At 65.0% G+C, this 20,543-nt stretch carries 19 protein-coding genes; 7 read left to right on the top strand and 12 right to left on the bottom strand.

Annotation, left to right across the window (positions count from 1 at the left end):
- Window positions 1-47: 47 nt before the first annotated feature.
- On the bottom strand, window positions 48-257 hold the full coding sequence (locus AC0ZZU_RS20600) for a cold-shock protein (protein WP_101321828.1): 210 nt from the start codon (window positions 255-257) through the stop codon (window positions 48-50).
- 343 nt (window positions 258-600) lie between these two features.
- Between AC0ZZU_RS20600 and dcd the strand changes: the two genes are divergently transcribed.
- Window positions 601-1,167 carry a dCTP deaminase gene (gene dcd, locus AC0ZZU_RS20595; RefSeq protein WP_158459780.1) on the top strand — a complete coding sequence of 189 codons (567 nt, stop codon included), beginning with the start codon at window positions 601-603 and terminating at the stop codon, window positions 1,165-1,167.
- 96 nt (window positions 1,168-1,263) lie between these two features.
- On the top strand, window positions 1,264-1,494 hold the full coding sequence (locus tag AC0ZZU_RS20590; RefSeq protein WP_324122522.1) for a hypothetical protein: 231 nt from the start codon (window positions 1,264-1,266) through the stop codon (window positions 1,492-1,494).
- Here the strand turns inward: AC0ZZU_RS20590 and pdeM are convergent, their stop codons facing one another.
- The 10 genes from pdeM to AC0ZZU_RS20540 all read right to left on the bottom strand — a co-directional run bounded on the left by pdeM (window position 1,495) and on the right by AC0ZZU_RS20540 (window position 12,980).
- Complete coding sequence (gene pdeM / locus AC0ZZU_RS20585) at window positions 1,495-2,154, bottom strand: ligase-associated DNA damage response endonuclease PdeM (protein ID WP_476343141.1); 660 nt, start codon at window positions 2,152-2,154, stop codon at window positions 1,495-1,497.
- A complete protein-coding gene (locus tag AC0ZZU_RS20580) occupies window positions 2,155-4,626 on the bottom strand; it encodes a ligase-associated DNA damage response DEXH box helicase (protein ID WP_476343140.1) in 2,472 nt (823 codons plus the stop codon).
- A gap of 78 nt (window positions 4,627-4,704) precedes the next feature.
- Entirely contained in the window at window positions 4,705-5,820 is a 1,116-nt protein-coding gene (locus AC0ZZU_RS20575; protein ID WP_476343139.1) for a succinylglutamate desuccinylase/aspartoacylase family protein, read from the bottom strand.
- A 97-nt stretch (window positions 5,821-5,917) separates the two neighbouring features.
- Window positions 5,918-7,576 (bottom strand): ATP-dependent DNA ligase, encoded by a 1,659-nt coding sequence (locus tag AC0ZZU_RS20570; protein WP_476343138.1) that lies wholly within the window; start codon window positions 7,574-7,576, stop codon window positions 5,918-5,920.
- Window positions 7,573-8,604, bottom strand: coding sequence for a ligase-associated DNA damage response exonuclease (locus tag AC0ZZU_RS20565; RefSeq protein ID WP_476343137.1), 1,032 nt, complete (start codon window positions 8,602-8,604; stop codon window positions 7,573-7,575). The genes AC0ZZU_RS20570 and AC0ZZU_RS20565 overlap by 4 nt, the downstream gene beginning before the upstream one ends.
- A gap of 86 nt (window positions 8,605-8,690) precedes the next feature.
- Entirely contained in the window at window positions 8,691-11,132 is a 2,442-nt protein-coding gene (locus tag AC0ZZU_RS20560) for a penicillin acylase family protein (protein ID WP_476343136.1), read from the bottom strand.
- A gap of 183 nt (window positions 11,133-11,315) precedes the next feature.
- Window positions 11,316-11,519: an SEC-C metal-binding domain-containing protein gene (locus AC0ZZU_RS20555; protein ID WP_027977214.1), complete on the bottom strand. Its 204-nt coding sequence runs from the start codon at window positions 11,517-11,519 to the stop codon at window positions 11,316-11,318.
- 6 nt (window positions 11,520-11,525) lie between these two features.
- The gene (locus AC0ZZU_RS20550; protein ID WP_476343135.1) at window positions 11,526-12,002 is read right to left on the bottom strand and encodes an LEA/WHy family protein; all 477 of its coding nucleotides are present in this window, start codon (window positions 12,000-12,002) and stop codon (window positions 11,526-11,528) included.
- Between the two features lie 2 nt (window positions 12,003-12,004).
- Window positions 12,005-12,481: a YchJ family protein gene (locus AC0ZZU_RS20545; RefSeq protein WP_476343134.1), complete on the bottom strand. Its 477-nt coding sequence runs from the start codon at window positions 12,479-12,481 to the stop codon at window positions 12,005-12,007.
- Window positions 12,482-12,485: 4 nt separating this feature from the next.
- Entirely contained in the window at window positions 12,486-12,980 is a 495-nt protein-coding gene (locus AC0ZZU_RS20540) for a DUF6231 family protein (protein WP_476343133.1), read from the bottom strand.
- Between the two features lie 160 nt (window positions 12,981-13,140).
- Between AC0ZZU_RS20540 and AC0ZZU_RS20535 the strand changes: the two genes are divergently transcribed.
- Window positions 13,141-13,839: a PA1041 family peptidoglycan-binding anchor lipoprotein gene (locus AC0ZZU_RS20535; RefSeq protein WP_476343132.1), complete on the top strand. Its 699-nt coding sequence runs from the start codon at window positions 13,141-13,143 to the stop codon at window positions 13,837-13,839.
- Window positions 13,840-13,961: 122 nt separating this feature from the next.
- Window positions 13,962-14,237, top strand: coding sequence for a DUF1145 domain-containing protein (locus AC0ZZU_RS20530; RefSeq protein ID WP_476343131.1), 276 nt, complete (start codon window positions 13,962-13,964; stop codon window positions 14,235-14,237).
- Between the two features lie 9 nt (window positions 14,238-14,246).
- Here the strand turns inward: AC0ZZU_RS20530 and AC0ZZU_RS20525 are convergent, their stop codons facing one another.
- Window positions 14,247-14,711, bottom strand: a complete 465-nt coding sequence (locus AC0ZZU_RS20525; RefSeq protein ID WP_476343130.1) for a CopD family protein — start codon at window positions 14,709-14,711, stop codon at window positions 14,247-14,249.
- A gap of 97 nt (window positions 14,712-14,808) precedes the next feature.
- Between AC0ZZU_RS20525 and dinG the strand changes: the two genes are divergently transcribed.
- The 3 genes from dinG (at window position 14,809) to AC0ZZU_RS20510 (ending at window position 20,525) form a co-directional block, all read left to right on the top strand.
- Window positions 14,809-16,953 carry an ATP-dependent DNA helicase DinG gene (gene dinG / locus AC0ZZU_RS20520; protein WP_476343129.1) on the top strand — a complete coding sequence of 715 codons (2,145 nt, stop codon included), beginning with the start codon at window positions 14,809-14,811 and terminating at the stop codon, window positions 16,951-16,953.
- 80 nt (window positions 16,954-17,033) lie between these two features.
- A complete protein-coding gene (locus tag AC0ZZU_RS20515) occupies window positions 17,034-19,307 on the top strand; it encodes a beta-agarase (protein WP_476343128.1) in 2,274 nt (757 codons plus the stop codon).
- Window positions 19,308-19,379: 72 nt separating this feature from the next.
- Window positions 19,380-20,525 (top strand): serine hydrolase domain-containing protein, encoded by a 1,146-nt coding sequence (locus AC0ZZU_RS20510; protein ID WP_476343127.1) that lies wholly within the window; start codon window positions 19,380-19,382, stop codon window positions 20,523-20,525.
- Window positions 20,526-20,543: the final 18 nt, after the last annotated feature.

Below are 20,543 nucleotides of genomic sequence, written 5' to 3'. Positions count from 1 at the left end.
CATAAAAAAACCCGCCAATTGGCGGGTTTTTTCAGCTAGCGGCTAAATCAGCCCAGCTGCACTTCTTCAGCCTGCATACCTTTCTGGCCGCGGGTAGCGACGAAGGTAACAGCCTGGCCTTCTTTCAAGGTCTTGAAGCCGTCAGCTTGGATGGCTTTGAAGTGTACGAACAGGTCGTCACCGGATTGTGGGGTGATGAAGCCGTAGCCTTTTTCATCGTTGAACCACTTGACGGTGCCGTTTTGACGATTGGACATGGTGAGTCTCCTTGGACTGAGTTAACAACGGCGCAGGAAATGCCCTGGCCGAGACTGAGTGCAAAGAGCAGGAAAATTCGAGGATGGGCGATCGTAATCTTGCATCTGACAGATATTCTCGGTGACACGTGCAGCACAGTGACGACACCTTACCCCACTTTCCAGAACCTGCCAATGGCCAACGAGCGCTTTGCGCGAAATCGGACTGGCGGCTGCCGGTGAGCCGGCAGGGCCCGTCAGCCGTGGATTTGAGGACACCGCCCGGCGATGGAACTTTATAGCCGGAGCCGAGCCCGGTAAGATGCCCCATCTTTTTTCATCCCGCTATTTCAGGACACCCGCCATGAGCATCAAATCGGACAAGTGGATTCGCCGCATGGCGCAGGAACACGGCATGATCGAACCGTTCGTCGAGCGTCAGGTACGTGGCGACAGCGACAGCCGGGTCATTTCCTTCGGCGTGTCCAGCTACGGCTACGATGTGCGCTGCGCCGACGAGTTCAAGGTGTTCACCAACATCAACTCGGCCACCGTCGACCCGAAGAACTTCGATGCCGGCAGCTTCGTCGACGTGAAGAGCGACGTGTGCATCATCCCGCCGAACTCCTTCGCCCTGGCCAGGACGGTCGAGTACTTCCGCATTCCGCGCAATGTGCTGACGATCTGCCTGGGCAAGAGCACCTACGCCCGTTGCGGCATCATCGTCAACGTGACGCCGCTGGAACCGGAGTGGGAAGGCCATGTGACCCTGGAATTCTCCAATACCACCACGCTGCCAGCGAAGATCTATGCCAATGAAGGCGTGGCCCAGATGCTGTTCCTGGAGTCCGACGAGGAGTGTGAAGTTTCCTATAAGGACCGCGGCGGCAAGTACCAGGGGCAGCGTGGCGTGACCCTGCCGCGCACCTGAATCGACGAAGCGCGGGAATTAGTTTCCTCATTGGCACTCCAACAGGGTGTATGCCGGCGCGCATGACGCGTGCCATCCAACGCCCAGGAGCAGCCTATGAAACTCGATCCCGTCATCAGCGCCAAGCTCGCCGTGCTGCAGCCCAATCATATCGGGATGCTGGCGTGGACGCTTCTGGCGCACCCGCAGGTGTCACTGCACGCAGGGGGTGTGCCCGGCCAGCCCGATCCGGATACCCCTCAACCTGCGCAGCCCGGGGATACTCCGCCGATGGAGCCCGGAGAGCCGACCCTGCCGGATGAGCCACCACCCGCCCCTGTGGCCTGATTACCCGCGCACGCGCCACACCTTGCCGGCTCCCGCAAGATACAAGCGGGTTGCGGGCGAGGGGTCGACGTTCCAGCCGCCGGTGAATTCACCGAAGGCCGGTAGCAGGCTTACCCGCTCGTCCAGCACGTAGCAGGGCAGCCGCAGGCGCTGCCGTCCCCGCCCCCGCAGGATATGCACGGGATGCACGTGTCCTGCCAGTACCGGATGCGTTGCATGCGGCTCAGGCTCATGCTGCAGGGCAAACGGTCCCATCATCAGCGGCTCATCCACTACCTTCATCCCAAGGCTTTCAGGCGGGTCGCCCGCATGGCGATCGTGATTGCCTCGAATCAGCACTATCCGCAAACCAGGGTGCCCTTCGCGCCAGCCCTGCAAGCGTGTCATGGTAGCCGGTGCCCGGGCCGTGCGGGCATGCAGAAAGTCCCCAAGCACGATCAACTGCTCGCTGGGATAGGCGGCCAGCAGCGCATCCAGCCGTGCCAGGGTCGCTTCGGTGGTGCCACGCGGGACAGGCTGATGCAACGCCCGATAGCTGGCCGCCTTGCCGATGTGCACGTCGGCCAGCAGCAGTGCTTTGTGCGATGGCCAGTAGATCCCGTGATCGCCCAGCAGCCAGAGGATTTCGCCGCAGTGCTCCACCGCCAGGTAGTCTTCCATCTACAGTCCTCTGCTCGCGGCTTTTTCCAGGTCAGCCACCATCCGCGCGATGCGGTCGGCCAGTTTCTCGGTGGTCAGTGTTTCGCGCATGCCCTCGACCAGCAGGGCAAACGCCAGCGGCCCCGGCCTGCGCAGGGGTTGCAGGTCGAGCCGCAGGGCGCCCAGTTTGTGGAGCTGTGCTTGCAGTCGCTCGATTTCCAGCTCTTCACGCATCACTTCGTCACGGGCCTGCCCTAGCAGCAGGTTGCCCGCGTCGTGTTTGCGGAATACTTCATAGAACAATCCACTCGATGCCTGGATCTGCCGCATGCTCTTCTGCGCCGCCGGGTACCCGCCGAACACCAGCCCGGAAATCTGCGCGATCTCCCGAAAGCGGCGCAGGGCCATTTCGCCAGCGTTCAGGCTGGCCAGCACATCCTCCAGCAGGTTGTTCGGATCCAGGGCTGCGGGCAGGTGATTGGCCCAGTCCACCTCGCTGGGGCTGAGTAGTTCGAAGCCATAGTCATTGACCGCGATCGAAACGCTGAGGGGTTGATGGCGGCTCACACGCCAGGCGATCAGGTTGGCGAGCCCCAGGTTGGCCATGCGTCCGGCGAAGGGATAGAGAAACAGGTGCGAGCCCTGGCGGGTGCTCAGGGTCTCAGCCAGCAGGCTCGTCTGGGTCGGCAGTGCCGACCACTCGGCCTGCAGGCTCAGCAAAGGACGCACCGCACGCAGTTCCGGGCCGTCGAAACGGCCGTGGGCGGCAGCGTCCAGTTGCTCGACCAGGGCGTCGGCCAGCTCGCTGGACAGCGGCATGCGCCCGCCATTCCAGCGCGCCACTGCCGCCTTGCGGGCGGTACTGCGGCGCACATAGGCCGTCATGTTTTCCACCCGCACCAACTCCAGCACCCGGCCCGCGAACACCAGGGTATCCCCGGGGCGCAAACGTGAAATGAAAGCTTCCTCGACACTGCCCAGTGTCTTGCCGCCCCCGCCCTTGCTCCAGTACTTCAGCTGGATGCTGGCGTCGCTGACGATGGTGCCAATGCCCATGCGATGACGTCGTGCCAGACGCTCGCTGGCCACCCGCCAGACTCCGTCGGGGTGCGCTTCGACGCGCTGATAATCTGGATAAGCAGTGAGTGAACTACCGCCGTGGCAGACAAAATCCAGCGCCCACTGCCACTGGCTGTCACGCAGGTCGCGGAACGCCCAGGTGGCACGCACTTCCGCCTGCAGCTCATCCGGACGGAAGCCTGCCCCGAGCGCCATGCTCACCAGATGCTGTACCAGCACATCCATGCTCAGCTGCGGCGAGCGGCGTGCCTCGATGTGACCGGCCGCCAGGGCGTGCCGGGCTGCGGCCGCCTCGACCAGCTCCAGGCTGTGAGTGGGCACCAGGGTGATACGTGATGGGCGGCCGGGGGCGTGGCCCGAGCGGCCGGCGCGCTGCATCAGGCGGGCGATGCCTTTGGCCGAGCCGATCTGCAGTACACGCTCCACGGGAAGGAAGTCCACGCCCAGGTCGAGGCTCGAGGTACAGATCACCGCTTTCAAGGCACCTTCCTTGAGACTGCGCTCGACCCAGTCGCGGGTATGGCGTGCTAGCGAGGCATGGTGCAGGGCGATCAGCCCCGCCCAGTCGGGCCGGGCATCGAGCAGCGCCTGGTACCACAACTCGGCCTGTGCACGGGTGTTGGTGAAGACCAGGCAACTCTGGCTGACATCGATCTGCTCGCGGACCTGATCGAGCATCCTCAGGCCCATGTGGCCGGCCCACGGAAATCGCTCGATCTCGGCGGGCAGCAAGGTATCGACGACGATGCGCTTGTCCTGGCGGCCCTCCACCAACTCGCCACCTGCAGGCAGCAGCACCTCAAGGGCATGGGGCAGGTTGCCCAGCGTTGCTGAAAGGCCCCATACCACCAGGCCCGGGTGCCAGCGCCGCAGCCGTGCCAGGGCCAGTTGCAGCTGCACGCCACGCTTGTTCCCGAGCAGTTCATGCCATTCGTCCACCACGACCATGCGCAGGCTGGAAAAATCACTGATGGCATTTTCACGGGTCAGCAGCAGGGTCAGGCTTTCCGGGGTGGTGATCAGTGCGCTGGGCAGGCGCCGGGCCTGGCGTGCGCGCTCGGCGCTGCCGGTGTCGCCGCTGCGCACGCCGATGCTCCAAGGCAGACCCAGTTCATCCACTGGGGCCTGCAGGGCCCGGGCGGTGTCGGCAGCCAGTGCACGCATCGGGGTAATCCACAACACCTGCAGCGGCGCGGGCGGTGGCGCGCGCTTGCCTGTGACAGGCGGCGCGGGCCGGGCCAGGGCGCGCAGGGCCGCAAGCCAGACCGCGTAGGTCTTGCCCGCCCCGGTGCTGGCATGCAGCATGCCTGACTCGCCACGGCCCACGGCTGCCCAGACACGGCGCTGGAAGGCGAAGGGCGTCCAGCCACGCGTGGCGAACCAGGAACCTGCAAGGTCAGCGGGTGAGGGCATGCATTCGGCCACGGCGTGAAGGGTGTGTCTTCACAGACCTCTGGCCGCGCGCATTAGTTTTACCGGGCTCGCGGTGACTCAGGGCGCCAGCAGGTAGCCGCTGCGGCATACCTGCTCGCCTGCGACATGGGCGATGACCATGCCCGCCGTGGCCATCCGCCGCGACGTGCGGGCGTACATCAACCCCGCCTGGCCGTTGCGCAGCGGGGTGACCTGATCGCTCAGCGGGTCGATGACTTCGGCGATCAGCTCGCCCGCCTGCAGGTATTGCCCAGGATGGGCGTGGAACACCAGCAGCCCGCCCAGCGGCGCCGCCACCAGCTCGACCGCCGCGAGCGGGGTGGCGGGATAGGGCAGCTGGGGCAGGGGCGCAACCTCGCCTTCGATCATCCCCTGGTGCGTGAGGTAGTCGAGGATCGCCTGGCAGTCGCCTCTCGCCAGCTCATGGCTGACATCGCCTTGACCACGCAGCTCGACGGTCACTGAAACGCTGCCCAACGGAACAGGAAAACGCTTGGCGAAGCGTTGCTGCAACTGCCACCAGACCAACGTGAAACACTCGTCGAAGGACTGCCCGCCGGAGTCGGTGGCAAGCAGGCTCGCCTGGGCGCCCAGATAGCGGGCCAGCGGCTCGACCCGCGGCCAGGCTTCGGGCGTGGTGTAGAGGTGCTCGACCGCCTCGTAGTCGCAATGCAGGTCGAGTACCAGGTCGGCCTCGCATGCCAGGCGTTGCAAAGCCAGGCGCAACGATTGCAGTGGCGTGCGCGCGGTGTGGGCGTCGAGCGCGAGGCGCAGGGTCTCGCGGATCAGCGTGACGTTGTGGGCCGGGTCCTGGGTGAGGTGCGCCTCGATCTGGTCGCCGATGCTGTCGCTCAGGTCGACGAAGTGACGGTTGAAGTTCTCGCCGCTCTGCAGCTCGAAACGCCCCAGCGGTGCATCCAGCAGCACCTGTTCGAGCCCCACGGGGTTGGCGATCGGCACCAGCACGATCTCGCCTTGCAGACGGCCCTGGCGCTCGAGCTCGGCCAGGCGCTGCTTGAGATGCCAGGCCACCAGCATGCCGGGCAGTTCGTCGGCGTGCAGCGAGGCCTGGATGTAGACCTTGCGGCTACCTTGCGGGCCGAAATGAAAGCTGTGAACCTGGCGGGCGATACCTGGGACAGGCGTGAGCAGTGCGTGGGTCGAATGATGCATGGCAATCCTGGGCGGCGGTGCGGTCCGCTCTGCGGCAAAGGGCAAGGAAACATACAAGCATAACCTTGCCGATTGCGCCGCCTCAAACGGTGAGGAATCAGCCGAGCAGCGCCTGCAGCGTCGCCAGGTCGTCGGCTTCGTCCACCGGCTTGTCCAGGCGCCAGCGCAGCATCCGCGGGAAACGCACGGCGATGCCGCTTTTGTGGCGCTTGGACAGGGCGATGCCTTCAAAGCCCAGCTCGAACACCAGGGTCGGGGTGACGCTGCGCACCGGGCCGAAGGTTTCGACCGTGGTCTTGCGGATGATCGCGTCGACCTTGCGCATCTCGGCATCGGTGAGTCCGGAGTAGGCCTTGGCAAAAGGCACGAGGGTGCGGTCGCGGCTACCCGGCGGAGTGTCCCAGACGGCGAAGGTGTAGTCGCTGTACAGGCTGGCGCGCCGGCCATGGCCGCGCTGGGCGTAGATCAGCACGGCATCGACGCTGAAGGGATCGATCTTCCATTTCCACCACAAGCCCATGTCCTTGGTACGACCGACCCCGTAGAGGGCGTCGCGCGCCTTCAGCATCAGGCCCTCGACGCCCAGGCTGCGCGACGCTTCGCGCTGCCGGGCCAGATCGTTCCAGTCGCTTGCCTGCAGCACGGGAGACAGATGCAGGGGCGCCAGCGGGTACTGCTCGACCACCTGTTCAAGCTGCCGGCGACGCTCATGCTGGGGGACGCTGCGCAGGTCATGGCCCTGCCATTCGAGCAGGTCATAGGCAAGCAACACCACCGGCGCGTCGGCCAGCAGCTTCTTGCCCAGGTTCTTGCGGCCGATGCGTTGCTGTAGCAGGGCGAAGGGCTGGACGGCAACGGCGGCAGGATCAGCGCCGGGTTTCCAGACCACGATCTCGCCGTCGAGCACTACGCCGTCCGGCAGGGTCTCGGCCAGGGCGTGCAGCTCGGGAAAACGGTCGGTGACCAGCTCCTCTCCGCGTGACCACACCCACAACTGGCCGTCGCGCTTGACCACCTGGGCGCGGATACCATCCCACTTCCACTCCGCTTGCCAGTCGCTGACAGGCCCCAGTAGCGCATCGAACTGGTCCGTGGGTTGCTGCAGGGCGTGGGCAAGAAAGAAGGGGTAGGGCTGCCCGCCACGCTGGGCGTGCTCGTCGGGTGACTCGTCCGCGACCAGCTTGAGGTAGCTGTCCGCGGTGGGGCGGTGGCTGAGGTCGGTGTAGCCGACCAGGCGCTGGGCGACGCGCTTGGCATCCAGATCCGCCAGTTGCGCCAGGGCGCGGGTGACCAGCAGCTTGGACACCCCGACACGGAAGCTGCCGGTAATGAGTTTCAGGCATAGCATCAGGCTTGCCCGGTCCAGCTGCGACCAGAGTTCAGGCAGCCGCTGCTGGATGACTTCCGGCGGCTGGCCACGCAAGGGCAGAAGCTGATGCTCCACCCAATGCGCGAGTCCTTCGTCGCTGGTATGGGCCACCTCCGGCAGCAGCAGCGATATGGTCTCGGCCAGGTCGCCCACTGACTGGTAGCTCTCCTCGAACAGCCAGTCAGGAAGGCCGGCCATGGCCGTGGCCAGTTCGCGCAGCATTCGCGTTGGCACCAGTTGCCGGGGCCGGCCCCCGGCCAGGAAGTACACGGCCCAGGCCGCGTCGGCCGCTGGCGCCTGGCTGAAATAGCCCTGCAGCGCGGCGAGCTTGGCATTGCTCGAGGTGGTCGCATCGAGATTGGCATAGAGCTCGGCGAAGGCCTTCATGCCTCGGCCTCCGTAGTAGCGGTGGCCGTCGCCGTTGCGTCATCTTCATCGCCATATTCGGTCACGAAGCCTCGGGCGTCGAGGCCCAGTTCGTTCAGGTAGCGGACCAGCACATTGACCGATCCGTGGGTCACCATGACCCGTTCGGCACCGGTCTGCTCGATGGCCCACAAAAGTCCGGGCCAGTCGGCGTGGTCCGACAGCACGAAGCCCCGGTCGACCCCTCGCCTGCGCCGGGTACCGCGCAGGCGCATCCAGCCGCTGGCGAAGGCATCGCTGTAATCCCCGAAACGGCGGATCCAGCTGCTGCCGCCAGCCGACGGAGGTGCCAGCACCAACGCGTTGCGCAACATCGGATCGTTGCGTGGGACGTCACCGGCGTACAGGGTCGGTGGCAGGTAGACACCGGACTCGCGGTACACCCGGTTGAGCGGCTCGACCGCGCCATGCACCAGGATCGGACCGATGCTCTCGTCCAGCCCATGAAGGATGCGCTGGGCCTTGCCGAACGAGTAGCAGTACAGGACGCTGGCCTTGTTCTGGGCACTGTTGCCACGCCACCAGTCATTGATTTCGGCGAAGACCGATGCCTGGGAAGGCCAGCGGTAGATCGGCAGCCCGAAGGTCGATTCGGTGATGAAGGTATGACAGCGTACGGGCTCGAAAGGGGCACAGGTGCCGTCGGCCTCGACCTTGTAGTCGCCTGAAGCGACCCACACCTCGCCCTCGTACTCGAGTCGCACCTGGGCCGAGCCCAACACGTGGCCGGCGGGGTGAAGACTCAAGGTGACGCCGTGGTGCACCAGGCGCTCACCGTAGGGCAAGGTCTGCAGGTTGATGTCCTGGCCCAGGCGGCTGCGCAGGATGCCTTCGCCGGGGGCGGCGCACAGGTAATGCTCGTTTCCCGTGCGCGCATGGTCGGCGTGGCCGTGGGTGATGACCGATCGTTCTACGGGGCGCCACGGGTCGATGTAGAAATCTCCCGGCGGGCAGTACAGGCCTTCGGGGCGGGCGATGACAAGGTCCATGGCTCGGCTGCCGGCTGGGGGTGGTAAGAGTTATGAGCCCCAGCACGAGCCCTAAGTTCGAAGCAGATCTGGCGGCCGCCGATCCGTTACCGTCCCGGCACCAACGTCAGTCGCTGGCTGCCATACGCCCTGTCGAAATTCTGCGGCTGCACGGGCAGGCTCATGAACCTGCCCTTGAACCACGCATCCAGCCCATCACCGAAATGGGGGCTGGCTGGATTGCCGGACTGGCCGCTGCTGGTCAGCAGTTGCAGCGGTTCGACCTGACCAAAGTCCACCACCATGCGTGCCGACGATGGCAGGCGGGTGTCGAAGCTGCTGCCCCAGGCATACGGGGTCATTGCCAGTGTACTGAAATCGCCCCCCGCAGCCAGTGGCGCACGGCCCAGGGCGTCGCCCAGCCCATGGAAAGCCGGGGCCGGCCAGCGGTACTGGTGCAGCTTGCCCCATTGCCAGGCGCGGCGGTCGGCACCCATCTGCGCGACACCGGCATCGACCGCAGCGGCCAGGCTGCGAGCAAGGATAGCGGGCTTGTCTTCTCGTTGCGGCGTGCCGCGGTCATCCCAGAACGGGCTGTCCTCACGGCCAAGCAGATGGTCGGCCTGCGCCGAGTACGACAGCCGCGCATTGCTGACAAAGGCTTGCCACGCGGGACTCGACTCAGGACCCAACTCGTCGAGGAAGGTCTGGCGGGCAGATTCCTGAAGAAACAGCTCGTACAACGCGGCATCGGCCGACACCTGGCTCAGTCGACCGTCGAACGCCATCAGGCGGGCATAGGCCTCGCGCGCCTTGTCGCGCTGGGCAGGGGGGAGGCTGTCGATGGCCTGCTTGAGCGGCTGCGCCATCCCGGGCGCTTCGAACATCTTCTTCAGCTTGTCCGCCAGCAGGGTCGTCTGGTCGTTTTGCATGGCTGCCAGGCTGCGGCCGTCATGGCGGCCATTGCCCGCCAACTGCGCCAGGCGCTCGGCACGTTCAGGGTAGTACCAGCTGTTGGACAGCTGCATGCCGTAGCCGCGGGGCAGGCTGCGCTGATTGGCATGGCCAAGCCAGCCTGCGGGCGGGTCCTGGTCGTAGGGGTGCAGCATCGGGTCAGCGTAGCCATCCCAGTCGTAGCGCCCGTCCCAGCCCGGGGAGGGCAGCAGCCCCTGGCCCTCGCGGCGATTGGGATAACGGCCGCCGACCTGCCAGCCGATGTGCGCGGCATCGGCGAAAATGAAGTTCAGGGGCGCGGCAGCAATTTCCCGGGTAGTGTCGAAGGCGCGTTCCACGGTGCCTGCACGAGTAAGGTCGAACAGGGCGTCAAGGCTCTTGTCATCCTTGAGTTGCGGCAGGTGCAGGGCCAGCCCCAGGCCGTTATTGCCGGGTTGGCCGATCAGAGTGCCATGGCGGGTGTCATGGAACACCTCGCGCTGGGCGCGTTGCCCACTGACCAGAAAGGTTTCGTTGCGCGCGCGGGTGGTCTGCCACTTGCCGTCGGCGAGGTACGCCAGATGGTTGCCTTGGCGGCGCAGCTGTTCCAGGTAAAGGTCCTGGTTGTCGGCCATGACCGCGCTGCTGCTCCAGGCGACCTTGCCGTTGTAGCCGGCGAGCACGATGGGCAAGCCAGGCAGGGAGAGGCCTGCAACCTGGTACTTTCCCGTGTGGATCTGCACCGGGCCCAGTGCCCAGGCGGCGCGGCTGTCGCTGGCCAGCAGGCTTTTGCCGCTGCGGCTGCGCAGAGGGGAAAGTGCCCAGTTGGCGGAGCCCGGGCTGCCCAGCAGGTCGAGGTCGGCCAGTTGCTGGCTGACCGCCGCCAGCGGCTCAAGTCCCGGCAATTGGCGATTCAGGTCGATACCCTTGAGTTTATCGACCTCGGCCTCTGCCAGCGGCTCGTCCGGGGCGGCGGGGAGGAGCCACGCGAGCTTGTCGCTGCCGACTTTCCGGGCCAGGGTCAGCGCGGCGATCTCTTCCTGCAGGTTCACCGACTGGCTGAAAGCATAGAAGCTGAAGATCAGCGCCGAATCCTCGGGTTTCCAGTACTCCGGGCGATAGCTGCTTTGGGCCAGATCACCCGGCAGCTTGTCGCGGAAACGGAAAAGGTAGGCGTTGACGCCGCGGGCATATACCTCGAAGAAGCGCTTGAGGCGTGGGGAGGCATCTGCATAGAGCTGGTTGGCGCTCTGCCGGAGGTTGGCCGCGCGCATCAGCCGGTCGACCTCAAGCACATCCGGCCCGGCCAGTTCGGCCAGGCGGCCCTGCGCCAGCAGGCGCATGCCGACCATCTGCCCGATGCGGTCGCTGGCGTGCACATAGCCCAGGGTGAACAACGCGTCATGGAAGCTGCTGCTTTCGATCAGCGGCATGCCCATGGCATTGCGGCGCACCGAGACATTCTGCGCCAGACCTTTGAGTGGTAGCACGCCGGTGGTGGGCGGCAGGTTGTCCTGCACGCCCGCCGTCTGGCAGCCGCCCAGGCCAAGCAGGCCAAGCAGTGTCGCGGCGACGCCGAACCGGGGGATGAAAGGTGGAAAGGCGGGCGCGGCCATGACAAGGCTCCTGCAGGGCGGGGCGGGGGTGGAGAAAGGCGCTACGTTATTGAGCAGGGGGGCGGCATGCAAGACGCTGCATGGGATTATTTTGCAGGGAAGGAGCATGCCTTGAGCTTTGCAGTGTCGCAGGCATCGAGCGCCGCCCGCGCGGGCGGCGCTCGAACCGAGGTCTGTGAAATCTCAGGCCCCGTGGCACTTCTTGAACTTCTTGCCATTGCCGCACGGGCACGGATCATTCCGGCCTACGTCCTTCAGGGCATTGCGGACGGGCTCTTGAGGTTCGTGGTTGCAGTGCGGGCCGTGCACATGGCCGTGGTCATGATGATGGTCATGGTCATGATCGTGGTTGCAGTCTGGGCCATGGACATGGGGTTGCTGGGTCATTGCGGGTCACTCCGGTAATAGATCGCCGGGAATTATCTCACCACTGCGCGACAAGTGCAGTTCGCGATGAAAGATTAATCCGGTGTCCAGCTCGCCTTGCAGGCGATACTGCAGCGGCTCTTCGCTCTCGAGCAGCTTGGCCAAGGGCTTGATCTGCTTCCAGAGGTTGGTCCGCGCGGTAATCTTGAACGTGCGCGCGGCATGCCCCCCGACGCTGCGCCACAGGCTGGTTTCATCGTCTACCAGCAGGAGGTCGTTGAGGCGTATCGAATAAGCGATGTTGCGAATGAACAGCCTTCCGTCGTTGGGGTTGTCGACGCGCAGGTGCAGGATGAACTCCTGCTGGTGCAGGCGCGCCTTGACCGTCTCGACCTTGACCAGGTGCACCTCCGGATCGCGCCAGGGCTCGCCGCCCCAGCTGATACAGCCCGACAGCAGCGTCAGCAGCAGGCTGAGGACAAGCAGGCGGGCCGAGTTCTTCATGGTCAGGTATCCAGGTATCCGGCGCAGCATTTCTTGAATTTCTGCCCGCTGTCACAGGGGCAGGGATCGTTTCGTCCGGCCTTGAGTGCAACCGTGGGATCGATGAAGTACCAACGCCCGCCGTGCTGCACGAATGCCGAGCGTTCACGGTGCTGGTGATCGCCTTCAAGGTCGTGCCAACGCGCGCTGAACGTCACGAAGGCATGCTCGGGCAGGCCGCCCAGCACTTCGGCACTTTCCACTTCAAGGCCCAGCCAGGTGCTCTGAGCGCTCCAGGACGCCATGGCGGCCTGGTCCAGGCCAGACTGCTGCGCGGTCAGGGTGGTCTGCACCAGATAGTCGACCAGGCCCAGCACGTAGGCGCTATAGCGCGAACGCATCAGGGTCTGCGCATCGGGGGCCGGGGTGCCGGCGTGGTAGTGCCCGCAGCAGGCGTCAAGCAGACTGCCGCTGCCACAGGGGCAAACCGAAACACTCATCTGATCACCACCAGTACTTGCCAAAATTTTGCGGATTGGCCCAGAACCTGGCGTTCAACCAGTCCGGAACCTGTTTGTACTCACGTAGATCATAGGTGAACAGGCTCAACACCTGCTGGTCACGCTGGAATCGCTCGCTGACCGACAGGGCCAGGGCAAAGAAATCGGTCTCTTGCCAGCCACAGGCCGGAAGGTCGGCCAGCACCGCCACTCTGTTGGAGTTGAGATTGCGAATGCCGCCCAGCAGTTCCAGGCCAGTGCGCTTGGGCAGATGTTCCAGGCAGTCGACCAGCAGCGCCAGGTCGAAACGCTGCGCCGCCAGTTCAGTGGGCAGGGGCCCAGGCGCGGCGCTCTCGATGCTCACGTGCGGGTGGGCCTGGGCAAAAGCGTCCAGCGCCGGAAAGCGGGTTCCCACCAGCAGCAGGCGTTGGGGTGTGAAGCGCTCAAGCAGGGCTGCCAGGGCCTGCTGGGGGGTACGCTGTGAGTAAACCTCGGTCATTGCCAATCCTCGCTCAGGTTGTACAAGACTATCGGTCCGAGCCCGCTCGGCATAGAGGCTGGGCGCTCCAGCGTGGCCTGCCGCTGGCAGAGACGGACTGCGCGGTCTTTACTCCCAGAGCATCGGTTTCAACCGATTCCCCCCACGGAGACGCAACATCATGAGCATAGTACGCACGGCGATACCCCTGGTTCTGCTCACCAGTGTGTTGACTGGTTGTGCAGGTTTGCAGAAAACCGACTGGCCCAAGTGCGCTGCCGTCGGGGGCGTGAGCGGTGCAGCCCTGGGCGCCATCGAAAGTTCCAGCTGGGCAGGCTGGGGCGCGTTGCTCGGTGGCGGCCTGGCGGCCGGCTACTGCTGGGCCCATGGCGACGGTGACGAAGATGGCGATGGCGTGCCGGACAGCCGTGACAAGTGCCCGGGCACTCCACGCGGAGTGCAGGTTGACGCCAATGGCTGTCCGCCCGAGGCGCCGGCGCCGGTGGTCGAAGAGGTGGTCGTGGTCGAGAAGGAAGAAGTCATCGTCATCCGCGATGTGCATTTCGAGTTCGACTCAGCCCGCCTGACCGCAGCCGACAAGGAACGCCTGAACACCATTGCCACCCGCCTGAAAAACGAAGCCCCCAGTGCTCGGTTGAGCGTCACCGGGCACACCGACAGCGCCGGCTCCGACCGCTATAACCAGAACCTTTCGGAGCGCCGCGCTCATTCGGTGACCGACTATCTGGTCAGCAGCGGCGTGCCGCGCAACAGCTTCGTGTCGGTGGCCGGTGCGGGCGAGACCCAGCCTGTGGCCGACAACGCCACGGCCGAAGGCCGGTCCATGAACCGCCGTACCGAGATCAAGATCCAGCGCTGAGACGTGTTTTCGCACCTTCATCCCTGCTCTGGCGCACTTCCACGCCAGAGCAGGGCGTCAATGCCGGCAGACTGCCCGCTCCGGAGGGCCGCGCCGACACAACGATAACGGTTGGAGCAGGTATGAAACTGATTCTGATGCTGGGCAAGATCCTGACAGTGATCTTCTGGGGCGTGGTGGTGATGAATCTGCTGGTCCCGCAGCCAAGTCCGCTCAACCTGCTGATCAGCGCAGCGGGTCTGTTCCTCCTCACGTTGCATGTGCTCGAGCTGCTGTTTTTCAATGGCAGCCTGCGCGAGCGCAGTCACCGCTGGTTCGACCGCCTGCAGATCCTGCTGACCGGGATATTCCACATCATGTCGATCCCTCGTCCAGCCCGGAAGGTACGACCTGCGTGAGCGCGTGTCTCAGGTCACTATCCGCGAACTCGCTACCACGACAACCCCGATCCCCAGCAGAAGATTCACTCCAACCATCCGTCGGATCCGTGCCATCACCCCAGCGCCGCCCGCCCAATCCTGTCTCTCGACCGCCGTCCGCAGTTCCGGCAGCAGCAATGTCTGAATCCGCATGAACAACGCCACCATCAAGATCGCCCCGCCCATCATTATCTGCACATACCTGGGGGCGGTCTCGAACCCCGAAAACCGCATGTGCAACATGCCGACACCAGTGATCGCCAGCACCGCGATCGCCACCCAGACCCACACGAAAAAACGCTGAAACACTTCTACCCAGAGTCTCAGCCTGGCGGGTCCTTCCAGGGCTGCAACCGCCGCAGGCCGTAGGACCAGCCAGGCGAAGAACATGCCGCCAACCCACACCAATGTGGCCAGAACATGCAGGGTGTAGGGCAATGCGAAGGCGGTCATCGGGATCTCCATGCGGCGCAAAGGGCAATAGCGGGGTATGATAGCCGCCCATGCGAAACACTGAAAATTTATCCAGCCCTTCGGGCGCCCCCAGACCATGATCAGTAACGAACTCAAGACCACCATCCAGGGCGCCTACACGCGTTTTCTCGAAGCCAAGAACCTCAAGCCCCGCTACGGCCAGCGTCTGATGATCGCTGAAGTCGCCAAGGTGCTGGGCGATATCGCCTGCGACGACGAAGGCCGGCGTGCCGGCGACCCGGCCGTGGTCGCGGTCGAGGCCGGCACCGGTACCGGCAAGACCGTTGCCTACAGCTTGGCTGCCATCCCCGCCGCCAAGGCGGCCGGCAAGCGCCTGGTGGTGGCGACCGCCACCGTGGCCCTGCAAGAGCAGATCGTTTTCAAGGACCTGCCCGACCTCATGCGCAATAGCGGGCTGAACTTCAGCTTCGCCTTGGCCAAGGGCCGTGGCCGCTATCTGTGCCTGTCCAAGCTCGATGTGCTGCTGCAGGAGGGCGAGGCGCAATCGGCCACTGCCCAGCTGTTCGAGGACGAAGGTTTTCGCATCGAGGTGGACGAGCGCAGTCAGAAGCTGTTCACCAGCATGATCGAAAAACTCGCCGGCAACCGCTGGGACGGCGACCGTGACAGCTGGCCCGAAGCCCTGGAAGACCAGGACTGGGCGCGCCTGACCACCGACCACAGCCAGTGCACCGGCCGGCATTGCCCGAATTTCCAGCAGTGCGTTTTCTACAAGGCGCGTGAAGGCATGGGCAAGGTGGACGTGATCGTCACCAATCACGACATGGTCCTGGCCGACCTGGCCCTGGGTGGCGGCGCCGTGCTGCCCGACCCGCGCGATACCATCTATGTGTTCGACGAAGGGCATCACCTGCCAGACAAGGCCATCGGCCACTTCGCTCACTATTCGCGACTGCGCTCCACGTCCGAGTGGCTGGAGCAGACCGCCAAGAATCTCACCAAGCTGCTGGCCCAGCACCCGCTGCCGGGGGACCTGGGCAAGCTGATCGAGCAAGTGCCTGAACTCGCGCGTGAAGTCCGCACCCAGCAGCAGTTCATGTTCAGCCTCTGCGAGCAGGTTGCCGACTTCCGCCCGGGCGAAGACATGGAAGGCCGTGACCGCCCGCGCTACCGCTTCGAAGGCGGCGTGGTGCCAGAGGAGATCCGCGAGGTCGGCATCGAGCTGAAAAAGGGCTTCTCCCGCCTCAACGACCTGTTCACCCGCCTGGCCGACCTGCTCAAGGAAGGCATGGACGGCGAGGTCAACATCGGCATTGCCAGTCACCAGGCCGAGGAATGGTATCCACTGTTTGGCACCTTGCTCACCCGAGCCCAGGGCAACTGGGAGCTGTGGACCGCCTTCACCGCCGAAGACCCGGAGGACAGCCCGCCCATGGCGCGCTGGCTGACGCTGGCCGAAAGTGGCGCGCTGTTCGATATCGAGGTCAATGCAAGCCCGATTCTTGCCGCCGAGATGCTGCGCCGCAGCCTCTGGAATGTCGCCCATGGCGCCTTGGTAACCTCGGCCACGCTGACGGCGCTGGGCAAGTTCGACCGTTTCCGCATGCGCGCCGGCCTGCCGCGCGACGCCGTCACTGCCGTGGTGCCGAGCCCTTTCCATCACATCGACGCGGGTGTGCTGCGAGTGCCCGACCTGCGCGCAGACCCGCGTGATGCCGCAGCGCACACCGCGGCGATCATCCGCGACCTGCCCGACCTGGTGGAAGGGTCACGCGGCTCGCTGGTGCTGTTCTCTTCGCGCAAGCAGATGCAGGAAGTGTTCGACGGGCTTGACCGCGACTGGCGCAAGCAAGTGTTCATCCAGGGCAATCTGTCGAAGCAGGAAACCCTCAACAAGCACAAGGCGCGGGTCGATGACGGCAAGTCCAGCGTACTGTTCGGTCTGGCCAGCTTTGCCGAGGGCGTCGACCTTCCCGGTGCCTATTGCGAGCACGTGGTCATCGCCAAGATTCCCTTTGCCGTGCCGGACGATCCCGTGGAGGCAGCCTTGGCCGAATGGATCGAGGCCCGTGGCGGCAACCCGTTCATGGAAATCGCCGTGCCCGACGCCTCGCTGCGTCTGATTCAGGCCTGCGGGCGCTTGCTGCGCACCGAACAGGACCGCGGCACCATCACCTTGCTGGACCGCCGCGTTGTAACCCAGCGCTATGGCAAGGCTATCCTCAACGCGCTGCCGCCGTTTCGCCGGGAAATTTCCTGACGCCGGAGCGCAAGGCTGCGGCCTGTTGTCTATCACTCAGACCTGGCCCGGGACGGGCCTTGCAGGAGAGTATCAGCCCCATGATTCGCCGTACCTTGCCCGCCGTTCTTACCCTGTTGTTCAGCACGCCGCTGCTCGCCGCCCAGCAGACGCTGTTCAGCTTCGTGCGCCCGGCCTCGGTGGTCAACGTGGCGACCGACAACACCAGCCTGCCGCAGTACAACGCCGAGCAGACAGCTCAGGGCGAGGTGCTGCGCCGCGTGGTGTTCAATCCCTCGCCGCGCCCGACCCTGCGCCTGAGCCCGCAGCAGGGTGCCTGGGACTGGTCCAGCGCCCAGGCGCTTACCCTGCGACTGCAGAGCGGCATGGACTGGGCACTGAGCGTCGACGTCGTCGTGCAGAGCAGCGATGGCCGTACATTGACCAGCCGCATCGACGTGCCGGCTGGGCCCGCGCAGACCGTTTTGGTACCGCTCAAGGCCACTTCGCCACTGGGCCAGGGCATGCGCGCCGGCCCGCCGATGCCGTGGAACTACCAGGGCCAACGTCTGCTGCTGACCAGCAGCGTGGGTGAGCTCGACCTGGCCCAGGTGACATCCATCAGCCTGTCGATTCCCCAGCCCAATGTCGCCCAGAGCCTGCTGATCGAACGCGTCGGCCTGCAGGACGACGACGAGGCGCAGAAAGCTGCCTACACCGGTCTTGTCGACGGTTACGGCCAGTCGACCCGTGGCCGCTGGCCAGAAAAGATCCTCGGCGACGAGCAGCTCAAGACCGCTGCCACCCGTGAACATGAGCAGTTGCAGGGCTGGCTCGCCGAGCGCGCAAAGCAGCCACTCGACAGCTATGGGGGCCTGCAAGGCGAAGTCAGCTTCGAGGCGAAGGGGTTCTTTCGCACCGAAAAGCGCGAGGGCCGCTGGTACCTGGTGACGCCGCAGGGCAATCCGTTCTATTCGCTGGGCGTCAATGCAGTGGCCGCCGATGCTGGCCGCACCTACGTGACGGGGCGCGAGGCCATGTTCACCGCCTTGCCCGCCGAAGGTGAGCCGCTGGCGCCGTTCTACGGCGAAGGCAACAACAACGACGGGACCGGTGCCTCGCGTGGGCGCAACTTCAACCAGGGCCGCTGGTTCGACTTCTATGCCGCCAATCTCGAGCGGGCGCATGGCACGCCTTGCCCGACCGCCGCCCAGCCCCAGGCCGCCAGCCCGTGTCCTGTCGTGGCCTTCGATGCCAAGCGCTGGCAGGCGCAAAGCCTGGACCGCATGCAGGCCTGGGGTTTCAACACCCTGGGCAACTGGAGTGATCCGGCGCTGAGCCAGGCCAAGCGTGTGCCCTACACGCTGCCTCTACTGATCGGCGGCGATTACGCCAGCATCAGCACGGGCCAGGACTGGTGGGGTGGCATGCCCGATCCGTTCGATCCCCGCTTCGCCATGGCCACGGAACGGGCCGTGGCCATCGCGGCCCGTGACCACCGCGACGACCCTTGGCTTGTGGGCTATTTCGCCGACAACGAGCTGGCCTGGGCCGCGCCAGGCAACGATCCGAAAGCTCGGTACGCACTGGCCTACGGCACCTTGCGGCTGACCACCGACGTGCCGGCCAAGCGGGCCTTCCTCAAGCAGTTGCGCGACAAGTACCGCAACCAGAATGGCCTGTCCCGCGCCTGGGGCATCGACCTCAGGGCATGGGAGCTGATGGAAGACCCCGGTTTCGAAGCGCCGCTGCCGAACCCGGAGCATCCGGAAATCGAACGCGACCTCCAGTATTTCCAGCAGGTATTCGCGGAAACCTACTTCAAGACCATCTCCGACTCCTTGAAGTGGCATGCCCCCAATCACCTGCTGCTCGGCGGCCGTTTTGCGGTGAGCACCCCGGAGGCGGTCAAGGCGTGTGCACGTTACTGCGATGTGCTGAGTTTCAACTTCTATACGCTCAAGCCCGATGATGGCTATGACTTTGCCCAGCTCAACGCGCTGGACAAGCCTGTGCTGGTATCCGAATTCCAGTTCGGCTCGCGTGACCGCGGCCCGTTCTGGCCAGGGCCGCTTGAACTGCCGCGGGAGGAGGACCGAGGGCCGGCCTATGGCAATTTCGTCAAGGCGGCCTTGGCCCAGCCGTCGATTGTCGGCGTGCATTGGTTCCAGTACCTCGACCAGCCTGCCAGCGGGCGGCTGCTCGATGGCGAGAATGGGCATCTCGGGTTGGTGGCTATCACGGATGTGCCGTATGCCGGATTTGTCGATGCCGTGCGCAAGGTCAACCAGCAGGCCCTCGAGCAACTGCGCAAGGGCTTGCAGCCGCTTGCGCCCCCGCCGCCAACGCCTGGGGTGACGACCACCCGGCCATAACCTGTATGCAAAAGCGCCCGGTGCTGAAACAATGCACGCCATTTGAAACAGGTAGGTCGGGGGAATTGGCGGGTGCAGATCCAGGGTCACTATGAGCTGAAGTTCGAGGCGGTACGCGAGGCGTTCGCCGCGTTGTTCGACGATTCCCAGGAGCGTGGCGCCGCGCTGTGCATACAGGTCGGTGGGGAAACCGTGATCGACCTGTGGGCTGGCAGCGCCGACAAGGACGGCCAGCAGGCCTGGCACAGCGATACCATCGCAAACCTGTTTTCCTGCACCAAGACGTTCACCGCCGTCACTGCCTTGCAACTGGTGGGCGAGGGGAAACTGTCCCTGGATGCCCCGGTCGCCCGCTACTGGCCTGAATTCGCCCAGGCTGGGAAACAGAGCGTGACCCTGCGTCAGTTGCTCAGCCACCGTGCGGGCCTCCCAGCGATTCGCGAGCTGCTGCCCGCCGAGGCGCTGTATGACTGGCAGCTCATGACCGATGCATTGGCCGCCGAAACCCCGTGGTGGACGCCGGGTACTGCGCATGGCTATGCCGCGATCACCTACGGCTGGCTGATTGGTGAGCTGATCCGGCGCGCCGACGGCCGTGCGCCGGGTGACTCCATCGTGGCCCGCACCGCCAAGCCCCTGGGTCTGGACTTCCATGTCGGCCTGGCGGACGAAGAATTCCACCGTGTCGCCCATATCGCCCGTGGCAAGGGCAACATGGGCGACGAGGCAGCCCAGCGTCTGCTGCAGGTGACCCTGCGCGAGCCGAACGCGTTGTCGACCCGCGCCTTCACCAATCCGCCGGCGATTCTCACCAGTACCAACAAGCCCGAGTGGCGGCGCATGCACCAGCCCGCAGCCAACGGCCACGGCAATGCCCGCAGCCTGGCCGGTTTTTATGCCGGTGTGCTGGACGGCAGCCTGCTCGAGTCCGAACTGCTCGACGAGCTGACCCGTGAACACAGCATCGGACAGGACCACACCTTGCTGACCCAGACCCGCTTCGGTCTGGGCTGCATGCTCGACCAGCCCAGAGTCGCCAATGCCACCTTCGGACTTGGCGCCAGAGCCTTCGGGCACCCTGGCGCAGGCGGTTCGGTAGGGTTCGCCGACCCTGAGCACGATGTAGCCTTCGGCTTCGTCACCAATACCCTCGGGCCCTACGTACTGATGGACCCTCGCGCGCAGAAGCTGGTGCGTGTGTTGGCACATTGCCTTTGATCGGGTAACGCGGGTGTT

This window comes from Pseudomonas sp. JE3303, assembly GCF_056312565.1.
Note: the sequence above shows the minus strand (reverse complement) of the source record. Positions and strands in the feature narration are given on the sequence as shown.